The sequence below is a fragment of the Pseudomonas peli genome (genome assembly GCF_900099645.1).
GTDB lineage: Bacteria > Pseudomonadota > Gammaproteobacteria > Pseudomonadales > Pseudomonadaceae > Aquipseudomonas > Aquipseudomonas peli.
The window spans coordinates 64,678-81,771 of sequence record NZ_FMTL01000005.1 but is presented as its reverse complement, the minus strand read 5'-3'; the positions used below and the strand labels follow the sequence as shown (position 1 = coordinate 81,771).

General features: G+C 59.3%; 16 protein-coding genes. 5 read left to right on the top strand and 11 right to left on the bottom strand.

The window, feature by feature from the left end:
• Positions 1-24 precede the first annotated feature (24 nt).
• Positions 25-342 carry a transcriptional regulator gene (locus BLO50_RS19155; protein ID WP_090255887.1) on the bottom strand — a complete coding sequence of 106 codons (318 nt, stop codon included), beginning with the start codon at positions 340-342 and terminating at the stop codon, positions 25-27.
• Between the two features lie 210 nt (positions 343-552).
• Here BLO50_RS19155 and BLO50_RS19150 point away from each other — a divergent pair, with 210 nt between their 5' ends.
• Positions 553-945 (top strand): hypothetical protein, encoded by a 393-nt coding sequence (locus BLO50_RS19150; RefSeq protein WP_090255886.1) that lies wholly within the window; start codon positions 553-555, stop codon positions 943-945.
• Between the two features lie 167 nt (positions 946-1,112).
• On the opposite strand, the gene alaC is transcribed toward BLO50_RS19150, so the two are convergent.
• The 5 genes from alaC to acnB all read right to left on the bottom strand — a co-directional run bounded on the left by alaC (position 1,113) and on the right by acnB (position 7,422).
• A complete protein-coding gene (gene alaC / locus BLO50_RS19145; RefSeq protein WP_090255885.1) occupies positions 1,113-2,339 on the bottom strand; it encodes an alanine transaminase in 1,227 nt (408 codons plus the stop codon).
• A 138-nt stretch (positions 2,340-2,477) separates the two neighbouring features.
• Positions 2,478-3,056, bottom strand: a complete 579-nt coding sequence (locus BLO50_RS19140; protein WP_090255884.1) for an ANTAR domain-containing response regulator — start codon at positions 3,054-3,056, stop codon at positions 2,478-2,480.
• A 1-nt stretch (position 3,057) separates the two neighbouring features.
• On the bottom strand, positions 3,058-4,254 hold the full coding sequence (locus BLO50_RS19135; RefSeq protein WP_090255883.1) for a CmpA/NrtA family ABC transporter substrate-binding protein: 1,197 nt from the start codon (positions 4,252-4,254) through the stop codon (positions 3,058-3,060).
• A 215-nt stretch (positions 4,255-4,469) separates the two neighbouring features.
• Positions 4,470-4,679 carry a YgdI/YgdR family lipoprotein gene (locus BLO50_RS19130; RefSeq protein ID WP_090255882.1) on the bottom strand — a complete coding sequence of 70 codons (210 nt, stop codon included), beginning with the start codon at positions 4,677-4,679 and terminating at the stop codon, positions 4,470-4,472.
• 133 nt (positions 4,680-4,812) lie between these two features.
• Positions 4,813-7,422, bottom strand: coding sequence for a bifunctional aconitate hydratase 2/2-methylisocitrate dehydratase (gene acnB / locus BLO50_RS19125; RefSeq protein WP_090255881.1), 2,610 nt, complete (start codon positions 7,420-7,422; stop codon positions 4,813-4,815).
• Between the two features lie 406 nt (positions 7,423-7,828).
• On the opposite strand from acnB, the gene BLO50_RS19120 reads away from it, so the two are divergent.
• Positions 7,829-8,305 carry a DUF1289 domain-containing protein gene (locus BLO50_RS19120; protein ID WP_090255880.1) on the top strand — a complete coding sequence of 159 codons (477 nt, stop codon included), beginning with the start codon at positions 7,829-7,831 and terminating at the stop codon, positions 8,303-8,305.
• Positions 8,306-8,366: 61 nt separating this feature from the next.
• On the opposite strand, the gene BLO50_RS19115 is transcribed toward BLO50_RS19120, so the two are convergent.
• Positions 8,367-9,230 (bottom strand): universal stress protein, encoded by an 864-nt coding sequence (locus BLO50_RS19115; RefSeq protein ID WP_090255879.1) that lies wholly within the window; start codon positions 9,228-9,230, stop codon positions 8,367-8,369.
• Positions 9,231-9,479: 249 nt separating this feature from the next.
• Between BLO50_RS19115 and BLO50_RS19110 the strand changes: the two genes are divergently transcribed.
• Entirely contained in the window at positions 9,480-10,085 is a 606-nt protein-coding gene (locus BLO50_RS19110) for a MiaE family protein (RefSeq protein ID WP_090255878.1), read from the top strand.
• A gap of 49 nt (positions 10,086-10,134) precedes the next feature.
• Here the strand turns inward: BLO50_RS19110 and BLO50_RS19105 are convergent, their stop codons facing one another.
• From BLO50_RS19105 to BLO50_RS19095, 3 genes are all read right to left on the bottom strand, one after another.
• Positions 10,135-11,469 (bottom strand): SPFH domain-containing protein, encoded by a 1,335-nt coding sequence (locus tag BLO50_RS19105; RefSeq protein ID WP_090255877.1) that lies wholly within the window; start codon positions 11,467-11,469, stop codon positions 10,135-10,137.
• A 99-nt stretch (positions 11,470-11,568) separates the two neighbouring features.
• Positions 11,569-12,297, bottom strand: coding sequence for a UDP-2,3-diacylglucosamine diphosphatase (gene lpxH, locus BLO50_RS19100; RefSeq protein WP_090255876.1), 729 nt, complete (start codon positions 12,295-12,297; stop codon positions 11,569-11,571).
• Positions 12,294-12,788 carry a peptidylprolyl isomerase gene (locus BLO50_RS19095; RefSeq protein ID WP_090255875.1) on the bottom strand — a complete coding sequence of 165 codons (495 nt, stop codon included), beginning with the start codon at positions 12,786-12,788 and terminating at the stop codon, positions 12,294-12,296. Before BLO50_RS19095 ends, lpxH begins: the two co-directional genes overlap by 4 nt.
• Positions 12,789-12,994: 206 nt before the next feature.
• Between BLO50_RS19095 and BLO50_RS19090 the strand changes: the two genes are divergently transcribed.
• A complete protein-coding gene (locus tag BLO50_RS19090; protein WP_090255874.1) occupies positions 12,995-14,659 on the top strand; it encodes a glutamine--tRNA ligase/YqeY domain fusion protein in 1,665 nt (554 codons plus the stop codon).
• A 63-nt stretch (positions 14,660-14,722) separates the two neighbouring features.
• A complete protein-coding gene (cysS, locus tag BLO50_RS19085; RefSeq protein ID WP_090255873.1) occupies positions 14,723-16,105 on the top strand; it encodes a cysteine--tRNA ligase in 1,383 nt (460 codons plus the stop codon).
• A gap of 58 nt (positions 16,106-16,163) precedes the next feature.
• On the opposite strand, the gene BLO50_RS19080 is transcribed toward cysS, so the two are convergent.
• Positions 16,164-16,994 (bottom strand): polysaccharide deacetylase family protein, encoded by an 831-nt coding sequence (locus BLO50_RS19080; protein WP_090255872.1) that lies wholly within the window; start codon positions 16,992-16,994, stop codon positions 16,164-16,166.
• Positions 16,995-17,094: the final 100 nt, after the last annotated feature.

Genomic DNA, 17,094 nt, shown 5'->3' with positions numbered 1-17,094 from the left:
CCTTGGTGCCGGGTGAGCCCTGCCTTAGCGGGATAGCGATTTGCCCTGAGCTTCCTCGACAAACTCCTTGAGCCAGCGCAGCACCTCCACCGCCTCCCAGCGCGAGGGGTCGAACATGGCATAGGCCAGGCCCTGATAACCGACTACATCCAGCTGACGGTGATAGCCGGCGCGCTGCAGCAAGGCTTCGATCTCGGCAAAACAGGTGTTGAAGTGCACCCGGGAAAACGGCGTTTTGCCCTCGGTGACGATGCCTTCAAGCTGCAATTCATTGACGGTGCCCCGGACTTTTTCCAAGGGCATGCGGTTTACGCTGTGTTTCAGCTGCAGTACGTCGAGCATCTGGGTACTCCTGTTAACGACTTGTATAGGCCCTTTAGCCGGGCTGAACGGTTGGCTGGATGGCATGATCAAGGGTAATCGAAAAATACTGTACAAATAAACAGTATTCGATAATAGTAAGCCCAAGGCCTTAACCGGCACCTACTCGATCACTCGCGCCATCTGCCCGCAAAGCCAATGGCCACAGGCACTGCAGAGGAGTCACTAACAATGCAACAGATGCTGATGACAATTGTGCTGCTGGGTCTTTTGGCCGGTTGTGCGCAACCGCAGCTTGATCAACCGAGGGCCAATGGCACCTACCTGGTGATCGAGAACGGCCTGGCCTGGGCCGTGCTGGTATCCGACGGCAAGCGTGTGGAAGAGCAGGGCACGGTGGTGGATGTGATCAGGCTACCGAGCGAGAACTCTGCCGTGGCGGCCAGTTATGTGATCGAAACGGCCAATTGCGGCCGTGTGCAGTGGCTGAGCGAACGCTCTGATGCGGCGGATGGCATGACCAACTTGATGTCGCTGCACAGCAACAACCAACTCGGGCAAAGCGGCTGCGTAATTACCAGTGGTCTGAGCAAGGTTTGGACGGTGCTGGATTACTCCGGCTGAAAACTCAAAGTCTGCTGCGCGTCGGCCCTGCGGTGTTAAAAACAGGCTCGGAATGCTCATGTACAAAAGTACACTCCGCTTCCTCGCCTGTTTTTGCCTTGCAGGACTCTAGCTCGCGAGACTTTGAAGAAATTCCAAGGGCACTTTTCAGTGCCTTTATCTGTTACTTACTCGTCGGCCTTGGCCTTCTTGCCGGGTAACAGGCCATCGGCGCGGAACATCGTTTTGATCCCGCGAATCGCCTGACGGATGCGGTCCTGGTTTTCTATCAGGGCAAAGCGCACATGGTCATCGCCATAATCGCCAAAGCCAATGCCAGGGGAGACGCAGACCTTGGCCTCCAGCAGCAGCTTCTTGGCGAACTCCAGCGAACCGAGCTGGGAGTAATGCTCGGGAATTTTCGCCCAGACATACATCGAGGCTTTCGGGTTTTCGACCATCCAGCCCAGCTCGTGCAGGCCTTTGACTAGCAGGTTGCGGCGCTGGCGGTATTGCTCGGCGATATCGCGCACGCATTGCTGATCACCTTCCAGTGCGGCAATCGCCGCCACCTGCAGCGGGGTGAAGGTGCCGTAGTCGTGGTAGCTCTTGATTCGCGCCAGTGCGCTGACCAGCTCCTTGTTGCCGACCATAAAGCCGATGCGCCAGCCGGCCATGTTGTAGCTCTTCGACAGGGTGAAGAACTCCACGGCTATGTCCTTGGCGCCCGGCACCTGCATGATCGACGGGGCTTTCCAGCCGTCGTAGACGATATCGGCGTAGGCCAGGTCGTGAATCACCAGCACGTCGTATTGCTTGGCCAGGGCCACCACACGCTCGAAGAAGTCCAGCTCCACGCACTGCGCGGTGGGGTTGGAGGGGAAGCCGAGGATCATCATTTTTGGCTTGGGAATCGACTCGCGAATCGCCCGCTCCAGTTCGGCGAAGAAATCCACGCCGGGAATCAGCGGCACCGAACGCACCTGGGCGCCAGCGATTACCGCGCCGTAAATATGAATCGGGTAGCTGGGGTTGGGCACCAGTACGGTATCGCCATGATCCAGGGTGGCCAGCATCAGGTGCGCCAGGCCTTCCTTGGAACCGATAGTGACGATGGCTTCGCTTTCAGGGTCTATCTCGACTTCATAGCGATCCTTGTACCAGCGCGAAATGGCGCGACGCAGGCGAGGAATACCGCGTGAGGTGGAGTAGCCGTGGGTGTCTTCACGCTGGGCGACCTGCACCAGCTTTTCGACTATGTGCGGCGGCGTGGCGCCATCCGGGTTGCCCATGCTGAAGTCGATGATGTCTTCGCCACGGCGACGCGCGGCCATCTTCAGTTCGGCAGTGATGTTGAAAACGTAGGGGGGGAGTCGATCAATGCGCGCAAAGCGGCGCGAAGCTTGGTCAGCCATGCTTTCCTCGGATACGTAAGCGCCCGGAACCGTCCGAGCGACGTTGGCCAGTGCGCTGGCCAGGCGGCGAAGATAAGCGCCGAGTCCCCCGGCTGTCCAGTACAGTCAAGCGGCGCTGCGGCATAACAGTGCGCCGGCTCAGCTGCCGAGCATGTCGTGCATGGCGATAATCTGTTCGGCCACCTGGGCCAGCTTCTGCTGGCGGCTCATCGCCTGACGGCGCATCAGGGTATAGGCCTGTTCTTCGTCACAGCTTTTCATCTTCATCAGCAGGCCCTTGGCCAGCTCGATGCGCTTGCGTTCGGCCAGCTGGGCATCACGTGCCTGCAGCTGCGCACGCAGCGCCTGGTCGCTCTCGAAGCGAGCCATGGCTACGTCGAGAATCGGCTGCAGACGCTGGGCGTGGATGCCTTCGACGATATAGGCGCTGACGCCGCTCTGAATCGCCTGGCGCATCACGCCGGGATCGTGCTCGTCGGTGAACATGACAATCGGCCGCGGTTGATCACGGCTGACCAGCACCACCTGTTCCATCACGTCGCGGCTCGGTGATTCGGTGTCGATCAGAATCACGTCAGGCCGAACTGCCTCGACCCGTTCCGGCAAGTCGATGGTCAATCCGGATTCGTCGATGACCTCGAAACCGGCCTCGGTCAGGGCGTTTTTCAGGCGGCCAACCTTCTTTGCGGTGTCATTGATTAGCAGGATGCGCAGCATATTAGCGGCTCTCCTGTTGAGCACTGAGGGGCGCATCGGCCAGGGCGTGTAGGGCAAAGCTGCGTGCGTAAGCTGCTGGGTCGCTGCCGTCCCAGACCTGGCCATCGAGCAACTGGCTGCGGCGCATGTCGCTTGGTATGTCGATGCCGAGCGCTTCGGCAGCCTGGCGGTAGAGGTCGAGTTGCTGCACCTGGCGAGCAATCGCCAGGTAGTCCGGGTCGTCACGCAGCAGGCCCCAGCGGCGGAACTGGGTCATAAACCACATGCCGTCGGACAGGTACGGCTGGTTGACTGCGCCGCCTGCGTGGAAGCGCAGCGGGTGGGCATCCTGCCAGGCATGGCCGAGGCCGTCCTGGTACTGGCCGAGGAAACGCGGCTGAATCGCCGACAGAGGCGCATCGACATACTCGCTACCACTGAGCAGCTGCGCGGTGCTGCGTTGGTTTTCTTCGCTCTCATCGATAAACCGACTGGCTTCCAGCACAGCCATGATCAACGCTCGCGCGCTGTTGGGGTACTGCTCAGCAAACTCACGGGTGCAGCCCAGAACTTTCTCCGGGTGGTCCGGCCAGATGGCCTGGCTGGTGATAAGAGTGCAACCCATCTGCTCATTCACGGCCTGAGCGCACCAGGGTTCGCCGACGCAGAAACCATCGATGCGCATGGCTTTAAGGTGGGCGAGCATCTGCGGTGGCGGTACGACGACGCTGTCCACGTCGTTCAATGGGTGAATGCCTTGGCTGGCCAGCCAGTAATTCAGCCACATGGCGTGGGTGCCGGTGGGGAAGGTCTGGGCGAAGGTCAGTTTTGCGCCAGGCTGGTGCGCGCGTTGCGCCAATGCGCTGCCAGTGCTCACACCGGCGGCTTGCAAGGCGGGCGACAGGTTGATGCTTTGGCCGTTCTGGTTCAGCCCCATCAGCACGGCCATATCGGTGGCTGGTGCACCGCCAAGACCCAGCTGCACGCCATAGATCAGGCCGTAGAGGCTATGCGCTGCATCGAGTTCGCCGCTCAGCAATTTGTCGCGCAGCGTGGCCCAGGAAGCCTGGCGCTGGAGGTTGAGGGTCAGCCCATGCTTCTCGGCGAAGCCCTGGGTGGCGGCGACGATGACCGATGCGGCGTCTGTGAGGGCCATAAAGCCGATGTTCAGCACCGGTTTTTCCGGTGGGTGGCTGCGGCTGATCTCGTGCTCATTCATGGTGCGTTACCTGTGCCCACACAAAAAGGTGCCGTACCAAGCACTGACTTCAGTCAGCGATCAGAACGACACCATTGTCTATTTGAGCCGTTTCCGCCGTTGGAAAGGCTTAGCGGCTTAAGCCAAAGCAAGGCGTATGCCAGTGCAGGGGGCGGGGACGCAGACAGAACAAACCCCGCCGTAGCGGGGTTCGGTTTGGGGCTGGCAGAGCTGGTTTAGCGTTCCAGCATTTGCTTGACTGAACTCTGTGGGATTTGCTGTTTGCGGCCTTCACTGTCGGTGAACTCGATCATGCCGGTATCCTCGTCCAGCTGCGGTTTGCCGTCGCTGGTCAGCATCTGCCCGTCGGTGGTACTGATAATGTATTCACTGCTGCAGCCGGCCAGGCTGAATACGCAGAGTGCGGCAATAATCCAATGCTTCATGAGGCTCTCCTGATGGTCCGTGGTGCGTTGTTGCACCCCCATTTCAGAAGGTAGCTGCTGAGCATTGCCTGGCAAGCCAGGCCGCAATAAAAAAGCCCCGCACTAGGCGAGGCTTTTTTATTGCGGGTAACGCTTAGACCTGAACAGCAGGGATCTGTGCGTTTGCAGCAGCTTCACGGAACTCGGCGATCTGGTCGAAACTCAGGTAGCGGTAAACGTCCGCTGCCATGGTGTCGATTTTCTTCGCGTAGACCATGTATTCCTCAACAGTCGGCAGCTTGCCGGTGATGGCTGCAACTGCCGCCAACTCGGCCGAGGCCAGGTAGACGTTGGCACCATCGCCCAGACGGTTGGGGAAGTTACGGGTAGAGGTCGAAACCACGGTGGAGTTCGCCTCAACGCGTGCCTGGTTACCCATGCACAGCGAGCAGCCCGGCATTTCCATGCGCGCGCCAGCTTTGCCGTAGATGCCGTAGTAGCCTTCTTCGGTCAGCTGATGCTGGTCCATCTTGGTTGGCGGCGACAGCCACAGGCGAGTCGGCAGGGTGCCTTCGACTTTTTCCAGCAACTTACCAGCCGCGCGGAAGTGACCGATGTTGGTCATGCACGAACCGATAAACACTTCGTCGATTTTCTCACCCTGAACGGAGGACAGCAGACGAGCGTCGTCTGGGTCGTTCGGCGCGCAGAGAACCGGCTCGTTGATCTCGGCCAAGTCGATTTCGATGATTTCGGCGTACTCGGCGTCCTTGTCCGCTTCCATCAGCTTCGGATCGGCCAGCCAAGCTTCCATCGCTTGAGCACGACGCTCCATGGTACGGGCATCGCCGTAGCCTTCGCTGATCATCCAGCGCAGCAGGGTGATGTTCGAACGCAGGTACTCGGCAATCGCCTTTTCCGGCAGCTTGATGGTGCAACCGGCAGCGGAGCGCTCGGCAGAGGCGTCGGACAGCTCGAAAGCCTGTTCAACGGTCAGCTCGTCCAGACCTTCGATCTCAAGGATGCGGCCGGAGAAGATGTTCTTCTTGCCTTTCTTCTCGACGGTCAGCAGACCTTTCTGGATGGCCACGTAAGGGATGGCGTGTACTAGGTCACGCAGGGTGATGCCCGGTTGCAGTTTGCCCTTGAAGCGCACCAGTACCGACTCCGGCATGTCCAGCGGCATTACGCCAGTGGCAGCGGCGAAGGCAACCAGACCGGAACCGGCCGGGAAGGAGATGCCGATCGGGAAGCGGGTGTGCGAGTCACCACCGGTACCGACGGTATCCGGCAGCAGCATGCGGTTCAGCCAGCTGTGGATGATGCCGTCGCCAGGACGCAGGGACACGCCGCCACGGGTGCGGATGAAATCCGGCAGGGTGTGGTGGGTGGTGACGTCGATTGGCTTCGGATAAGCAGCGGTGTGGCAGAACGACTGCATCACCAGGTCAGCGGAGAAGCCCAGGCAAGCTAGGTCTTTCAGCTCGTCGCGGGTCATCGGACCAGTGGTGTCCTGGGAGCCGACGGTGGTCATCTTCGGTTCGCAGTAGGTGCCAGGACGCACGCCTTTGCCTTCTGGCAGGCCGCACGCCTTGCCGACCATCTTCTGCGCCAGGGTGAAACCCTTGGTGCTGGCAGCAGGTGGCTCAGGCAGCTTGAACAGGTCGGTTGGGCCCAGGCCCAGTTCGGCACGCGCTTTCTCGGTCAGACCGCGACCGATGATCAGCGGGATACGGCCGCCAGCGCGGACTTCGTCGAGCAGTACTGGGGTCTTCATTTCGAAGGTGGTCAGTACTTCATCGGTGCCGTGCTTGCAGACTTTGCCAGCATGCGGGTACAGGTCGATCACGTCGCCCATGTGCATGTTGGAAACGTCGAATTCGATTGGCAGAGCGCCGGCATCTTCCATGGTGTTGTAGAAGATCGGAGCAATCTTGCTACCGAAGCAGAAACCACCAGCGCGCTTGTTCGGCACGTTAGGGATGTCGTCGCCGAAGAACCACAGCACCGAGTTGGTGGCGGATTTACGCGAGGAGCCGGTACCGACTACGTCACCGACGTAGGCAATCGGGAAACCTTGGCCGCGCATTGCTTCGATCTGCTTCATCGGGCCGGTTACGCCTTGCTCGTCCGGCACGATGCCGTCGCGGGCCATTTTCAGCATGGCCAGGGCGTGCAGCGGGATATCCGGACGCGACCAGGCGTCTGGCGCCGGGGACAGGTCGTCGGTGTTGGTTTCGCCGGTGACCTTGAATACGCGCAGGCTGATCTTGTCGGCCAGAGTTGGGCGGTTCTTGAACCACTCGCCGTCAGCCCAAGATTGCAGTACGGCTTTGGCGTGAACGTTACCGTTCTTAGCTTTCTCTGCAACGTCGTGGAAGGCGTCGAACATCAGCAGGGTGTGCTTCAGTTGCTCGGCAGTCACGGCAGCCAGTTCGCTGTCGTCGAGCAGCTCTACCAGAGTGGCGATGTTGTAACCGCCCTGCATGGTACCGAGCAGTTCAACAGCGTGTTGCTTGCTGATCAGAGGGGAAGTGACTTCGCCTTTGGCAAGGGCAGAGAGGAAACCGGCCTTGACGTAGGCGGCTTCGTCGACGCCTGGCGGCACGCGGTTTGTGATCAGGTCGAGAAGAACAGCTTCTTCGCCGGCTGGCGGGTTTTTCAGCAGCTCGATCAGGCCTGCGGTTTGTTCGGCGTTCAGCGGCTGGGGCACGATACCCTGAGCGGCACGCTCTGCTACATGTTTGCGATAGGCTTCAAGCACAGTTATTACCCTCATCAGTGGTCCCAAAGGGTTGTCCGGGACGCGATCCAGAAAACAACAAACCAGGCGCTTCGTGGCGTTATGGGCCGCTCAGCCGAGGTTACGCTGCTTTCTTGCAGAAGCTGTTTTCAAAGTTTTACGCCGGCAGGACGGGCTGGATGAGGGCTGGTGCAGACACTTGAAGGGTGGCTCAAGGGTCGGCACCAACATCGAACCTGCAGGATTGACTGTGCTCGTGACGCTTTGAAAACAGCTTCCAACGGACGTTGCTGCCTCTAAAAGGCCGGCTGATTCTACTGGAAAGCTTTGAATAAGTTAAGCCAAAGGCCCCGCTTATATAGGGGTGATCTGCCTTAGACAAAGGGCTAAGATGCCAGCCTGTCCGCCAGTGTCCATGCCTTTTGCTATGTCCAACCAACGCATCAAAACCCCTTGTGTCGGCCTGTGCTCCACTGTTTACGGTGATTTGGTCTGCCGTGGCTGCAAGCGCTTTCACCATGAGGTGATCAACTGGAACGGCTACAACGACGAGGAAAAACACGCCGTTTGGCTGCGTTTGGAAGTCTTATTGGTGCAGGTGATGGCGGCCAAGCTGGAAGTTTTCGATGCCGATCGCCTGCGTATGCAGCTGGAACAGCGCAAGATCCGCTTTGTGCCGCAGCAATCACCGTATTGCTGGGCCTATCAACTGATCGCCCGTGGTGCGCGTGTCATCAGTCAGTTGGAGGCCTATGGCATGGTGCTGCTGCCAGAGTTTCGCAGTTGGGGTCTGCCGGAATTGCGCGATGCGATTGATCGCGAGTTCTTTCTGCTGTCCGAGGCGCACTACGAGCGCTACATCGCGCCGCGTTTTCTGCTTGAAGGGCTTGAGATACGAGTCTGAAACCCTCTTTCAAATGAAAAAGCCGCCTGTTCAGGCGGCTTTTTTGTTGCGCGCAGTTGGTTTAACGCTGGGCGACCAGCTCTTCCAGGTGGGCGATGATGTCATCCGGCTTGAGCACCAGGATGTCGCTTTCCAGTGAGTCCAGAATCACCTCGGCGGTGTTGCCGATCAATGCGCCGGAAATACCGGTACGCGCCACAGTGCCAATCACCGTCACACCTGCGTTGAGTCGATGCGCGGTCTGCGGGATCAAGACATCGGCTGGGCCTTCGGCGATATGCAAGCGCTCATCGCTGATTTCGTACTCGGCTTGAAACGCCTTACATTGCTCGCGGTAGCGCGCTTCGATGGTTTCCTTGAGCTGGAAAGTCGGGTCGGCCGCCGAGAGCATCGGTGCCGGATGAGCGCTGATCACGTGCAGCTCAGCCTTGGCCAGGGCGGCAATATCAAAGCCATGGCTGACGATGCTGGTGTGCAGGGTGCGGTGTTCGCCATCGGCATTGCCGACATCGACCGCAGCCAGGATGACGCTACCAGCCCAGGATTTTTCGGTTTTCACCATCAATACTGGCGCCGGGCAGTAGCGCAGCAGTTTCCAGTCATCGGGGGTGAGCAGGGCTTTTTTCAGTGGGTTGTCGGGGAAGTGCTGCTTGACCACCAGGCCGCAGCCTTCGGCCTGTTGCACGTTGATGATGGTCTGGTGCTTATTTTCATCCCAGGCCTGCTGGCTGGAGGTGCTGAACCCTTCGCTGTTGAGCAAGCCAGTAAGATCGCGCAGGTAGCCGGTGTGATCACTTTTCTTGTCGCACACCAGCAGATGCAGGTGAGATTGAGTGACGCCGGCAATCAGTTTGGCGCGTTTCAGGGCCAGGTCTTCCGTGTGATTGGGCTCCATCACCACCAGAATGCTGCGAATAGCTTGCATGATGATCTCCATGTGCAGTCAGTTGTACTGTTTATCACTATAGATCGCTGCCACTGGCTTGATGCTTGACGGGTGTCAATCGAGTGGCTGTTCGCGTGCTCATTCGTATAATGGCCGCGTTCTAGCCTTATCACTCCCGCCTGCCTGGTTTTGTGAATTTATGTATCTGTTAGCCGCAACCGATGATCTGCTGCGTTGTTTTGCTCCTTGTCTGTTGGCATATCGCCGCCTGGTTGCGGAGACGCGCCGATGAACCTGCCAGAAATTCACGAGTTTCTCGGCTGTCGTACGCCGGATGCCTGGATCACTGCCGCCCTGGCTGACCAGCAGACCCTGCTGATTGACCACAAGAACTGCGAATTCAAGGCCGCCAGCACGGCCTTGAGCCTGATGGCCAAGTACAGCACCTATGTTGACCTGCTCAACGCCATGTCGCGTCTGGCCCGTGAGGAGCTGGTGCACCATGAGCAGGTGCTGCGCATCATGAAACGCCGCAAGATCGGCCTGCGCCCAGTATCGGCGGCGCGCTACGCCTCAGGCTTGCGTAAGGTGGTGCGCACCCATGAACCGCACAAGCTGGTGGATACTCTGGTGGTCGGCGCCTTTATCGAAGCGCGTAGCTGTGAGCGTTTCGAGGCCCTGGTGCCGCATCTGGATGAAGAGTTAGGCAAGTTCTACTTCGGTTTGTTGAAAAGTGAAGCGCGGCATTTCCAGAATTACCTGAAGCTGGCGTATCAGTACGGCGATGCACGTGATGTGGGCCAGGCCATTGAGCGGGTGAGGGTGGCCGAGCGCGAGCTGATAGAGTCGCCGGACACTGAGTTTCGCTTCCACAGCGGTGTGCCGCCGCTCTAAAGCAAAAAGCGCCCAGTAGGGCGCTTTTTTGTAGGTGGGTATGTAGTGCTTACTGCTGCACTTTCAGGTCCAGCGACAAGTCGCGTGCGGCCTTGGTGGCCAGAACACCCATCAGCTGGCTGATTTCATCCTGACGGCTGCTGGCGCCTTCGCTACCGCCACCCATCATCACGCTCGGCACTGGTGCTTGAGCCGCTGCTTCGGCCCAGACCTTGTTGATCGCGATCAGCGCATCAAGTTTGGGTTGTAACGCACCGTCCGCCTTGATCACCGCTTCACGGGCATAAGCCTCGGCATCGGCGGTGATCTTCGTCGCGTCGGCGGTGATCGCAGCCTTGTCGCGCAGCAGCTCGGCAGTCTGCTTCTCGATCTCGGCGCGGCCTTTCTCGCGTTCGGCGTTGATACGCGCCAGTTGTTTCTCGGTTTCCGCCTGGGTAGTGCGCTCGATCTGGTCGCGCAGGGTTTCCTGGCGACGTGCTTCCACTTCCTTCTCACCTCGGGCGGTCACCAGCAGCTTCTCTTCCTCTTCCTTCAAGCGGTTCTGCCGCGCCACAGCCAGCTCGGCCAGTGCCTGCTGAACCTTGACCATGCGCTGCTTGTACTGCGGGTTGGGGTCGACGTTGGTGATGCGCGCCTCGACCACTTCCACGCCGTATTTGCGGAACTGCTGCTGCTTGCGTACCGGAATGCCCTTATTGTCCATGACCTTTTCGGTGACGAACTGGCTGACGTTGTTGTCGCCGAACACACCTTGTTCAGTGCCGGCCTGCAGGATTGCGGTTTGCGTGGGCTGGTGGCCGCGTGGGCCGCGAATTTCCTTGCGCTTGATCAGGTACAGGCCGTCATTCAGCTGGTTTTCGAACTCGGCGGCAAACTCGCTGCGCGCACCGGCATAGAAATCGTCGGCACTCATCAGTGAGGCGGTGGCTTGCAGGGTTTCCTTGATGGCAGGAACCAGCGCAGTTTTGATGAAGTTCTCCGGGTTGCGGTATTCCTGAGCGATTTTCAGGAACTGCTCGCCTGCAGGTAGGCGGAAACGCGCGGAGGACTCGACCTTGGCATCGACGTTGCCGAGAAACACGATGGGGAAGGCTTCGATGGTTGCGCCGAGCGAATCGTTGTCGCTGCTGTCGTCGATGGCCAGGGCTTCGGTGAGCACCGATTGCACGCTCAGGGCCTTTTTCCAGGCGGTGGCGCGGCCGAACCATTTGGTGGCGTAGCCAACGTCGTCGACCACTTTCTCTTCACCGAAGATGGTGCGCACGTGGGTGGCAAAACCGGCTTCGTTATAGAAGAACACACTGTTGAAGGTGACGAAACTCACCGCCACCAGTGCGGCGGGGGCGATGGCGTATTTAAAGATATGTTCCTTGCTGAGCAGCATGATCGGTCCCTGATGGCGTTTTGAGGTCGCTGATGCTGATGATCGGCGAATCGTCCGTCAAGTGGGGGCGATCAGCGCTTTGTGCGCGCCGTCAAAGTTTCATGCAGGATCAAGATCGAAGGCACTTTGCTGCAAGCCTTGGCTGTCGATCTGCAGTGCCCAGCCCTGCTTATCCCAGTCGCCCAGCACAATTCGTTGCGCCGCGTGGCCGTTAACCTGCAGTTGATGAGTGGCGGGGCGATGGGTGTGGCCATGAATCAGCGTGCGTACGCCGTGCTCGGCCATGATGCGCGGCGCTTCTTCCGGGGTGACGTCGACAATCTCGCTGGCTTTCATCCGCGTTTGCGTGCGGCTTTCATTGCGCAGCTTGCGCGCCAGTTTTTGTCGGGTGCTGAGCGGCAGGTTGCGCAGGATAAACAGCGAAATCGGGTTGCGCAGCCAGCGGCGCAGCTTCATATAGCCGATGTCCTGAGTGCACAGACTGTCGCCGTGCATCAGCAACACGGGTTCGCCATTCAGTTCGATCACGCTGGGATCGGGCAGCAGGGTGCAGCCGGCTTCACGGCAGAAGGCCTTGCCGAGCAGAAAATCGCGATTGCCATGCATCAGATAGATGCGTGTACCGCGCTCGCTGAGTTGGCGCAGGGCTTGGGCAATCGAACGTTGAAAGGGGGTGATGGCATCGTCGCCGATCCACACTTCAAAGAAGTCGCCGAGGATATACAGCGCCTCAGCCTGGGTCGCGCGCGTCTGGAGGAAATGCAGGAACGTCCGGCTGATGTCCGGGCGCTCCTGTTCAAGATGCAGGTCGGAGATCAGTAAGATCACTCAACGATCTCGGCACGCTCGATGATCACGTCCTCAACCGGTACATCCTGGTGGCCGGATTTGCTGGTGGTGGCAACGGCCTTGATGGCGTTGACCACGTCCATGCCTTCGACCACTTCACCGAACACCGCATAGCCCCAGCCTTGTACGGTTGGTGCGCTGTGGTTAAGGAAGCTGTTGTCACCCACGTTGATAAAGAACTGCGCGGAGGCCGAATGCGGCTCCATGGTACGGGCCATGGCCACGGTGCCGATCTTGTTGGCGACGCCGTTGTTGGCTTCGTTCTTGATCGGGGCGCGGGTGGTTTTCTGCTTCATGCCCGGCTCAAAACCGCCGCCCTGGATCATGAAGTTGCTGATCACGCGGTGGAAAACGGTGTTGTCGTAATGACCTTCTTTGACGTACTGCTTGAAGTTGGCCACGGTTTCCGGGGCTTTGTCTTCGAACAAGTTGAGGGTGATAACGCCGTGGTTGGTGTGCAGCTTGATCATGTAGGTAATCGCTCTGTCGATAAATCCGTGAGCCGCTGAATTTCCAGCAAAGGGCGTTGCAGCGGTTCTTGGGCCTGTCAGGGGGTTGACAGCTTCGGCTATGATAAGCGCTTTGTATAAGTCGGCCTACCCTGAGAGCCTGTTGACGCGTTGCCTGGTGCACGCGAACCGGTTCTGAGCCGCGCCTCGCACTCGCTAAGGACCCCATGAGCAAGCCAGAAACTGTCGCCGCCGCCAACTTTCTTCGTCCTATCGTCCAGGCTGACCTGGATGCTGGCAAACACGCGAAGATTATTACCCGCTTTCCGCCGGAGCCCAATGGCTACCTGCACATCGGTCACGCCAAGTCGATTTGCCTGAACTTCGGCCTGGCCAAGGAGTTTGGTGGCGAGTGCAACCTGCGCTTTGATGACACCAACCCGGCCAAGGAAGACCAGGAATACATCGACGCGATCAAGAGCGACGTGCAGTGGCTGGGCTTTCAGTGGGCGGGCGAGGAGCGTTATGCCTCCAATTATTTCGACCAGCTGCATGCCTGGGCCATTGAACTGATCAAGGCGGGTAAGGCCTTTGTCTGCGACTTGAATGTCGAAGAAATGCGCGCCTACCGCGGCAACCTCACTGAGCCGGGCAAGAACAGCCCGTTTCGTGAGCGCAGCGTCGAGGAAAACCTCGATCTGTTCGCCCGCATGAAAGCTGGTGAATTCGCCGATGGCGCCCGTTCGCTGCGCGCGAAAATCGATATGGCCTCGCCGAACATCAACCTGCGCGACCCGATTCTGTACCGCATTCGCCACGCTCATCACCACCAGACGGGCGACAAGTGGTGCATCTACCCGAGCTATGACTTCACCCACGGTCAGTCGGACGCCATTGAAGGCATCACCCACTCGATCTGCACCCTGGAGTTTGAAGACCACCGCCCGCTGTACGAGTGGTTTCTCGCGCAACTGCCGGTGCCGGCGCAGCCGCGTCAGTACGAGTTCGCCCGGCTGAACCTCAACTACACCATCACCAGCAAGCGCAAGCTCAAGCAGTTGGTCGACGAAAACCACGTCAATGGTTGGGACGACCCGCGCATGTCGACCCTGTCCGGCTTCCGCCGCCGTGGTTATACCCCGGCTTCGATTCGCACTTTCTGCGACATGATCGGCGTCAACCGCGCCGGCGGCGTGGTCGATGTGGGCATGCTCGAGTTCGCCATCCGTGATGACCTGGATGCCAACGCAGGCCGCGCCATGTGCGTGCTCAAGCCGCTGAAAGTGGTGATCACCAATTATCCGGAAGGCAAGGTCGAGAATCTGGAACTGCCGCGCCATCCCAAGCAGGATATGGGCGTTCGTGTATTGCCGTTCAGCCGCGAGATCTATATCGACGCCGGTGACTTTGAAGAAACCCCGCCAGACGGCTTCAAGCGTCTGGTTCCCGGTGGCGAAGCGCGTCTGCGTGGCAGCTATGTGATTCGTGCTGACGAAGCGATCAAGGATGCCGACGGCACTATCGTCGAACTGCGCTGCAGCTACGACGAAAACACCCTGGGCAAGAACCCTGAAGGCCGTAAGGTCAAGGGCGTGATTCACTGGGTGCCGGCGGCTGAAAGCGTTGAGTGCGAAGTGCGCCTGTACGACCGCCTGTTCCGCTCCGCCAACCCGGAGAAGGACGAAGAGGGCGGCAGCTTCCTCGACAATATCAACCCGGATTCGTTGTTGGTGCTCAAGGGCTGTCGCGCCGAGCCATCGTTGGCTGAGGCTGCGCCGGAAGAGCGCTTCCAGTTCGAGCGCGAAGGCTATTTCTGCGCCGATATCAAGGACAGCAAACCGGGTGCGCCGGTATTCAACCGTACCGTAACGCTGCGCGATTCCTGGGCCTAAGGCCCCGTCGCTCTGATTAGAACCGGGCCAGTGCGCTGGCCCTTGGTTTTCCAAGGAACTCCGATGCTCTCGATCTACAACACGCTGACCAAAAGCAAAGACGTCTTCAAACCGCTGGTGGGTAACCAGGTGCGCATGTATGTGTGCGGCATGACGGTTTACGACTTCTGTCATATCGGTCACGCGCGGGTGATGGTGGCGTTTGATGTGGTGACTCGCTGGCTGCGCCATCGCGGCTATGACGTGACCTACGTGCGTAATATCACCGACATCGACGACAAGATCATCAAACGTGCCAATGACAACGGTGAGCCGTTTGAAGCGCTGGTCGAGCGCATGATCGCGGCCATGCATGAGGACGAAGCACGCCTGAATGTGCTGCGTCCGGATCAGGAACCGCGTGCCACCAGCCATATCGCCGGCATGCACCAGATGATCCAGACCTTGATCGACAAGGGTTTTGCCTACGCGCCCGGCAATGGTGACGTGTATTACCGGGTCGGCAAGTTCGTCGGTTACGGCAAGCTGTCGCGCAAGAAGATCGAAGACCTGAAGATCGGCGCGCGCATCGAAGTTGATGAAGCCAAGCAGGACCCGCTGGATTTCGTGCTGTGGAAGGGCGTCAAGCCGGGCGAACCGAGCTGGGAGTCGCCATGGGGCGCCGGTCGTCCGGGCTGGCATATCGAGTGCTCGGTAATGTCGACTTGCTGCTTGGGCGAGACCTTCGACATTCATGGCGGCGGCCCTGATCTGGTGTTCCCGCACCACGAAAACGAGATTGCACAGAGTGAGGCGGCCACCGGCAAGCTCTACGCCAACGCCTGGATGCACGCCGGCGCGGTGCGCGTGGACGGCGAGAAGATGTCCAAGTCCCTGGGCAACTTCTTCACCATTCGTGAGGTGCTGGAAAAATATCACCCGGAAGTGGTGCGCTACCTGCTGGTGTCCAGCCACTACCGCAGTGCAATCAACTACTCCGAAGACAGCCTGCGCGAAGCCAAGGGCGCTCTTGAGCGCTTCTATAACGCGCTCAAGGGCCTGCCTGATGCTGCACCGGCTGGCGGTGATGCCTTTTTCGAGCGCTTTGCGGCGGCCATGGACGATGACTTCAACTCGCCAGAAGCCTGCGCCGTGCTGTTCGAAATGGCCCGTGAGATCAATCGTCTGCGTGAAACCGATCTGCAGGCCGCTGCTGGCTTAGCCGCGCGCTTGAAGGAATTGGCTGGGGTGCTGGGTGTGTTGCAGCTGGAGCCTGAAGCATTCCTGCAGGCCGGTGCTGCCGGTAAGGTCGATGCTGCCGAGGTGGAGGCATTGATTGCTGCACGCCTGCAGGCCCGTGCCGAGAAGAATTGGGGCGAGTCAGACCGTATCCGCGACCAGATCACCGCCATGGGCGTGGTACTGGAAGACGGTAAGGGCGCTACTACCTGGCGCCTGGCGGACTAGATTGATTGCTGTATAAAAAGGCCGCTTTCGAGCGGCCTTTTTTATTGCGTACGGTTTGCTAGTTCCACAGCCAGTTCCACAGGCCCGGCAGCCGAGCGTACTGCTGTGGGTCGCCGAGGGCGCGTCTTAATGCAGCACGTTGCAGGGCATCACGTTGGCCATAGAACGGCTGTTTATCGGTGGCCAGACCCACATCTGCGGCCACATCCAGAAGAATTTGCAGGTATTCCTGCATATGCCGTGCGGTGTAGGGGTTGAGGTCGTGGAAGGTCACGACTACGGGTATCACCCCATCGACTGCCGGCAAGGCACCGACGCTGATCTGCTGCGCGGCCCGCGCCAGCTGGTCACGCAGGTTACTGCGCCGGCGCAGGCTGCCATTGATGCCCCAGGTCTTGCCATCGTTGGCGCTCAAATCGGTTAGCAGTATGCGCAGACCGTGCGTCTGGTAGGCGGCGAATGTGCGCTCGTCGTAGTTCCAGAAGGGTGGTCGCACCAGGCGCGGCGCCGTGCCACTGATGACGGTCAGGTCGGCTACACCGTTTGCCAGCGATTGTTGCAACGCTTCCGGGCTGAGGAAGCGGTGGTTGGCATGGCCTGGAGTTGCCGTGTGAAAACCCAGCAGGTGGCCCTCTCGTTGCTGGCGCTGAAGTAGCGTCTGGCCGTGAACGCTGCCGCCAGCTGCTACGGCGCGGGTTTGGACAAAGAACAGCGCCTTGATCCCTGGCTGGATTGGGTTGTCTGCCAGGGTGTCGAGAATCTGTTCGGTTGGATTGTCGCGGGTATTGCCGCTTGGGCCGTCATCGAAACTCAGGAGAAAACGTATCGGTTCAATCTCGGGGTTTGCTTGTGGCGGTGCAATGCTGCCGCAGGCGCTCAACAGCAGCATGCTGATTAAGGCGCAGGCCAATGGCGCGCTTCGCGCAAAAGCGTCTGTTGGAGTTGCGGGATAACGCATTAGGTTTTGGCTCGCGAAGGGGAAGGATGAG

Excerpts from the sequence above, each read along its gene's own strand:
- BLO50_RS19155 (WP_090255887.1), bottom strand. The coding sequence starts at position 342 with ATGCTCGACGTACTGCAGCTGAAACACAGCGTAAACCGCATGCCCTTG.
- BLO50_RS19150 (WP_090255886.1), top strand. The coding sequence starts at position 553 with ATGCAACAGATGCTGATGACAATTGTGCTGCTGGGTCTTTTGGCCGGT.
- alaC (WP_090255885.1), bottom strand. The coding sequence starts at position 2,339 with ATGGCTGACCAAGCTTCGCGCCGCTTTGCGCGCATTGATCGACTCCCC.
- BLO50_RS19140 (WP_090255884.1), bottom strand. The coding sequence starts at position 3,056 with ATGCTGCGCATCCTGCTAATCAATGACACCGCAAAGAAGGTTGGCCGC.
- BLO50_RS19135 (WP_090255883.1), bottom strand. The coding sequence starts at position 4,254 with ATGAATGAGCACGAGATCAGCCGCAGCCACCCACCGGAAAAACCGGTG.
- BLO50_RS19130 (WP_090255882.1), bottom strand. The coding sequence starts at position 4,679 with ATGAAGCATTGGATTATTGCCGCACTCTGCGTATTCAGCCTGGCCGGC.
- BLO50_RS19120 (WP_090255880.1), top strand. The coding sequence starts at position 7,829 with ATGTCCAACCAACGCATCAAAACCCCTTGTGTCGGCCTGTGCTCCACT.
- BLO50_RS19115 (WP_090255879.1), bottom strand. The coding sequence starts at position 9,230 with ATGCAAGCTATTCGCAGCATTCTGGTGGTGATGGAGCCCAATCACACG.
- BLO50_RS19110 (WP_090255878.1), top strand. The coding sequence starts at position 9,480 with ATGAACCTGCCAGAAATTCACGAGTTTCTCGGCTGTCGTACGCCGGAT.
- BLO50_RS19105 (WP_090255877.1), bottom strand. The coding sequence starts at position 11,469 with ATGCTGCTCAGCAAGGAACATATCTTTAAATACGCCATCGCCCCCGCC.
- BLO50_RS19095 (WP_090255875.1), bottom strand. The coding sequence starts at position 12,788 with ATGATCAAGCTGCACACCAACCACGGCGTTATCACCCTCAACTTGTTC.
- BLO50_RS19090 (WP_090255874.1), top strand. The coding sequence starts at position 12,995 with ATGAGCAAGCCAGAAACTGTCGCCGCCGCCAACTTTCTTCGTCCTATC.
- cysS (WP_090255873.1), top strand. The coding sequence starts at position 14,723 with ATGCTCTCGATCTACAACACGCTGACCAAAAGCAAAGACGTCTTCAAA.
- BLO50_RS19080 (WP_090255872.1), bottom strand. The coding sequence starts at position 16,994 with ATGCTGCTGTTGAGCGCCTGCGGCAGCATTGCACCGCCACAAGCAAAC.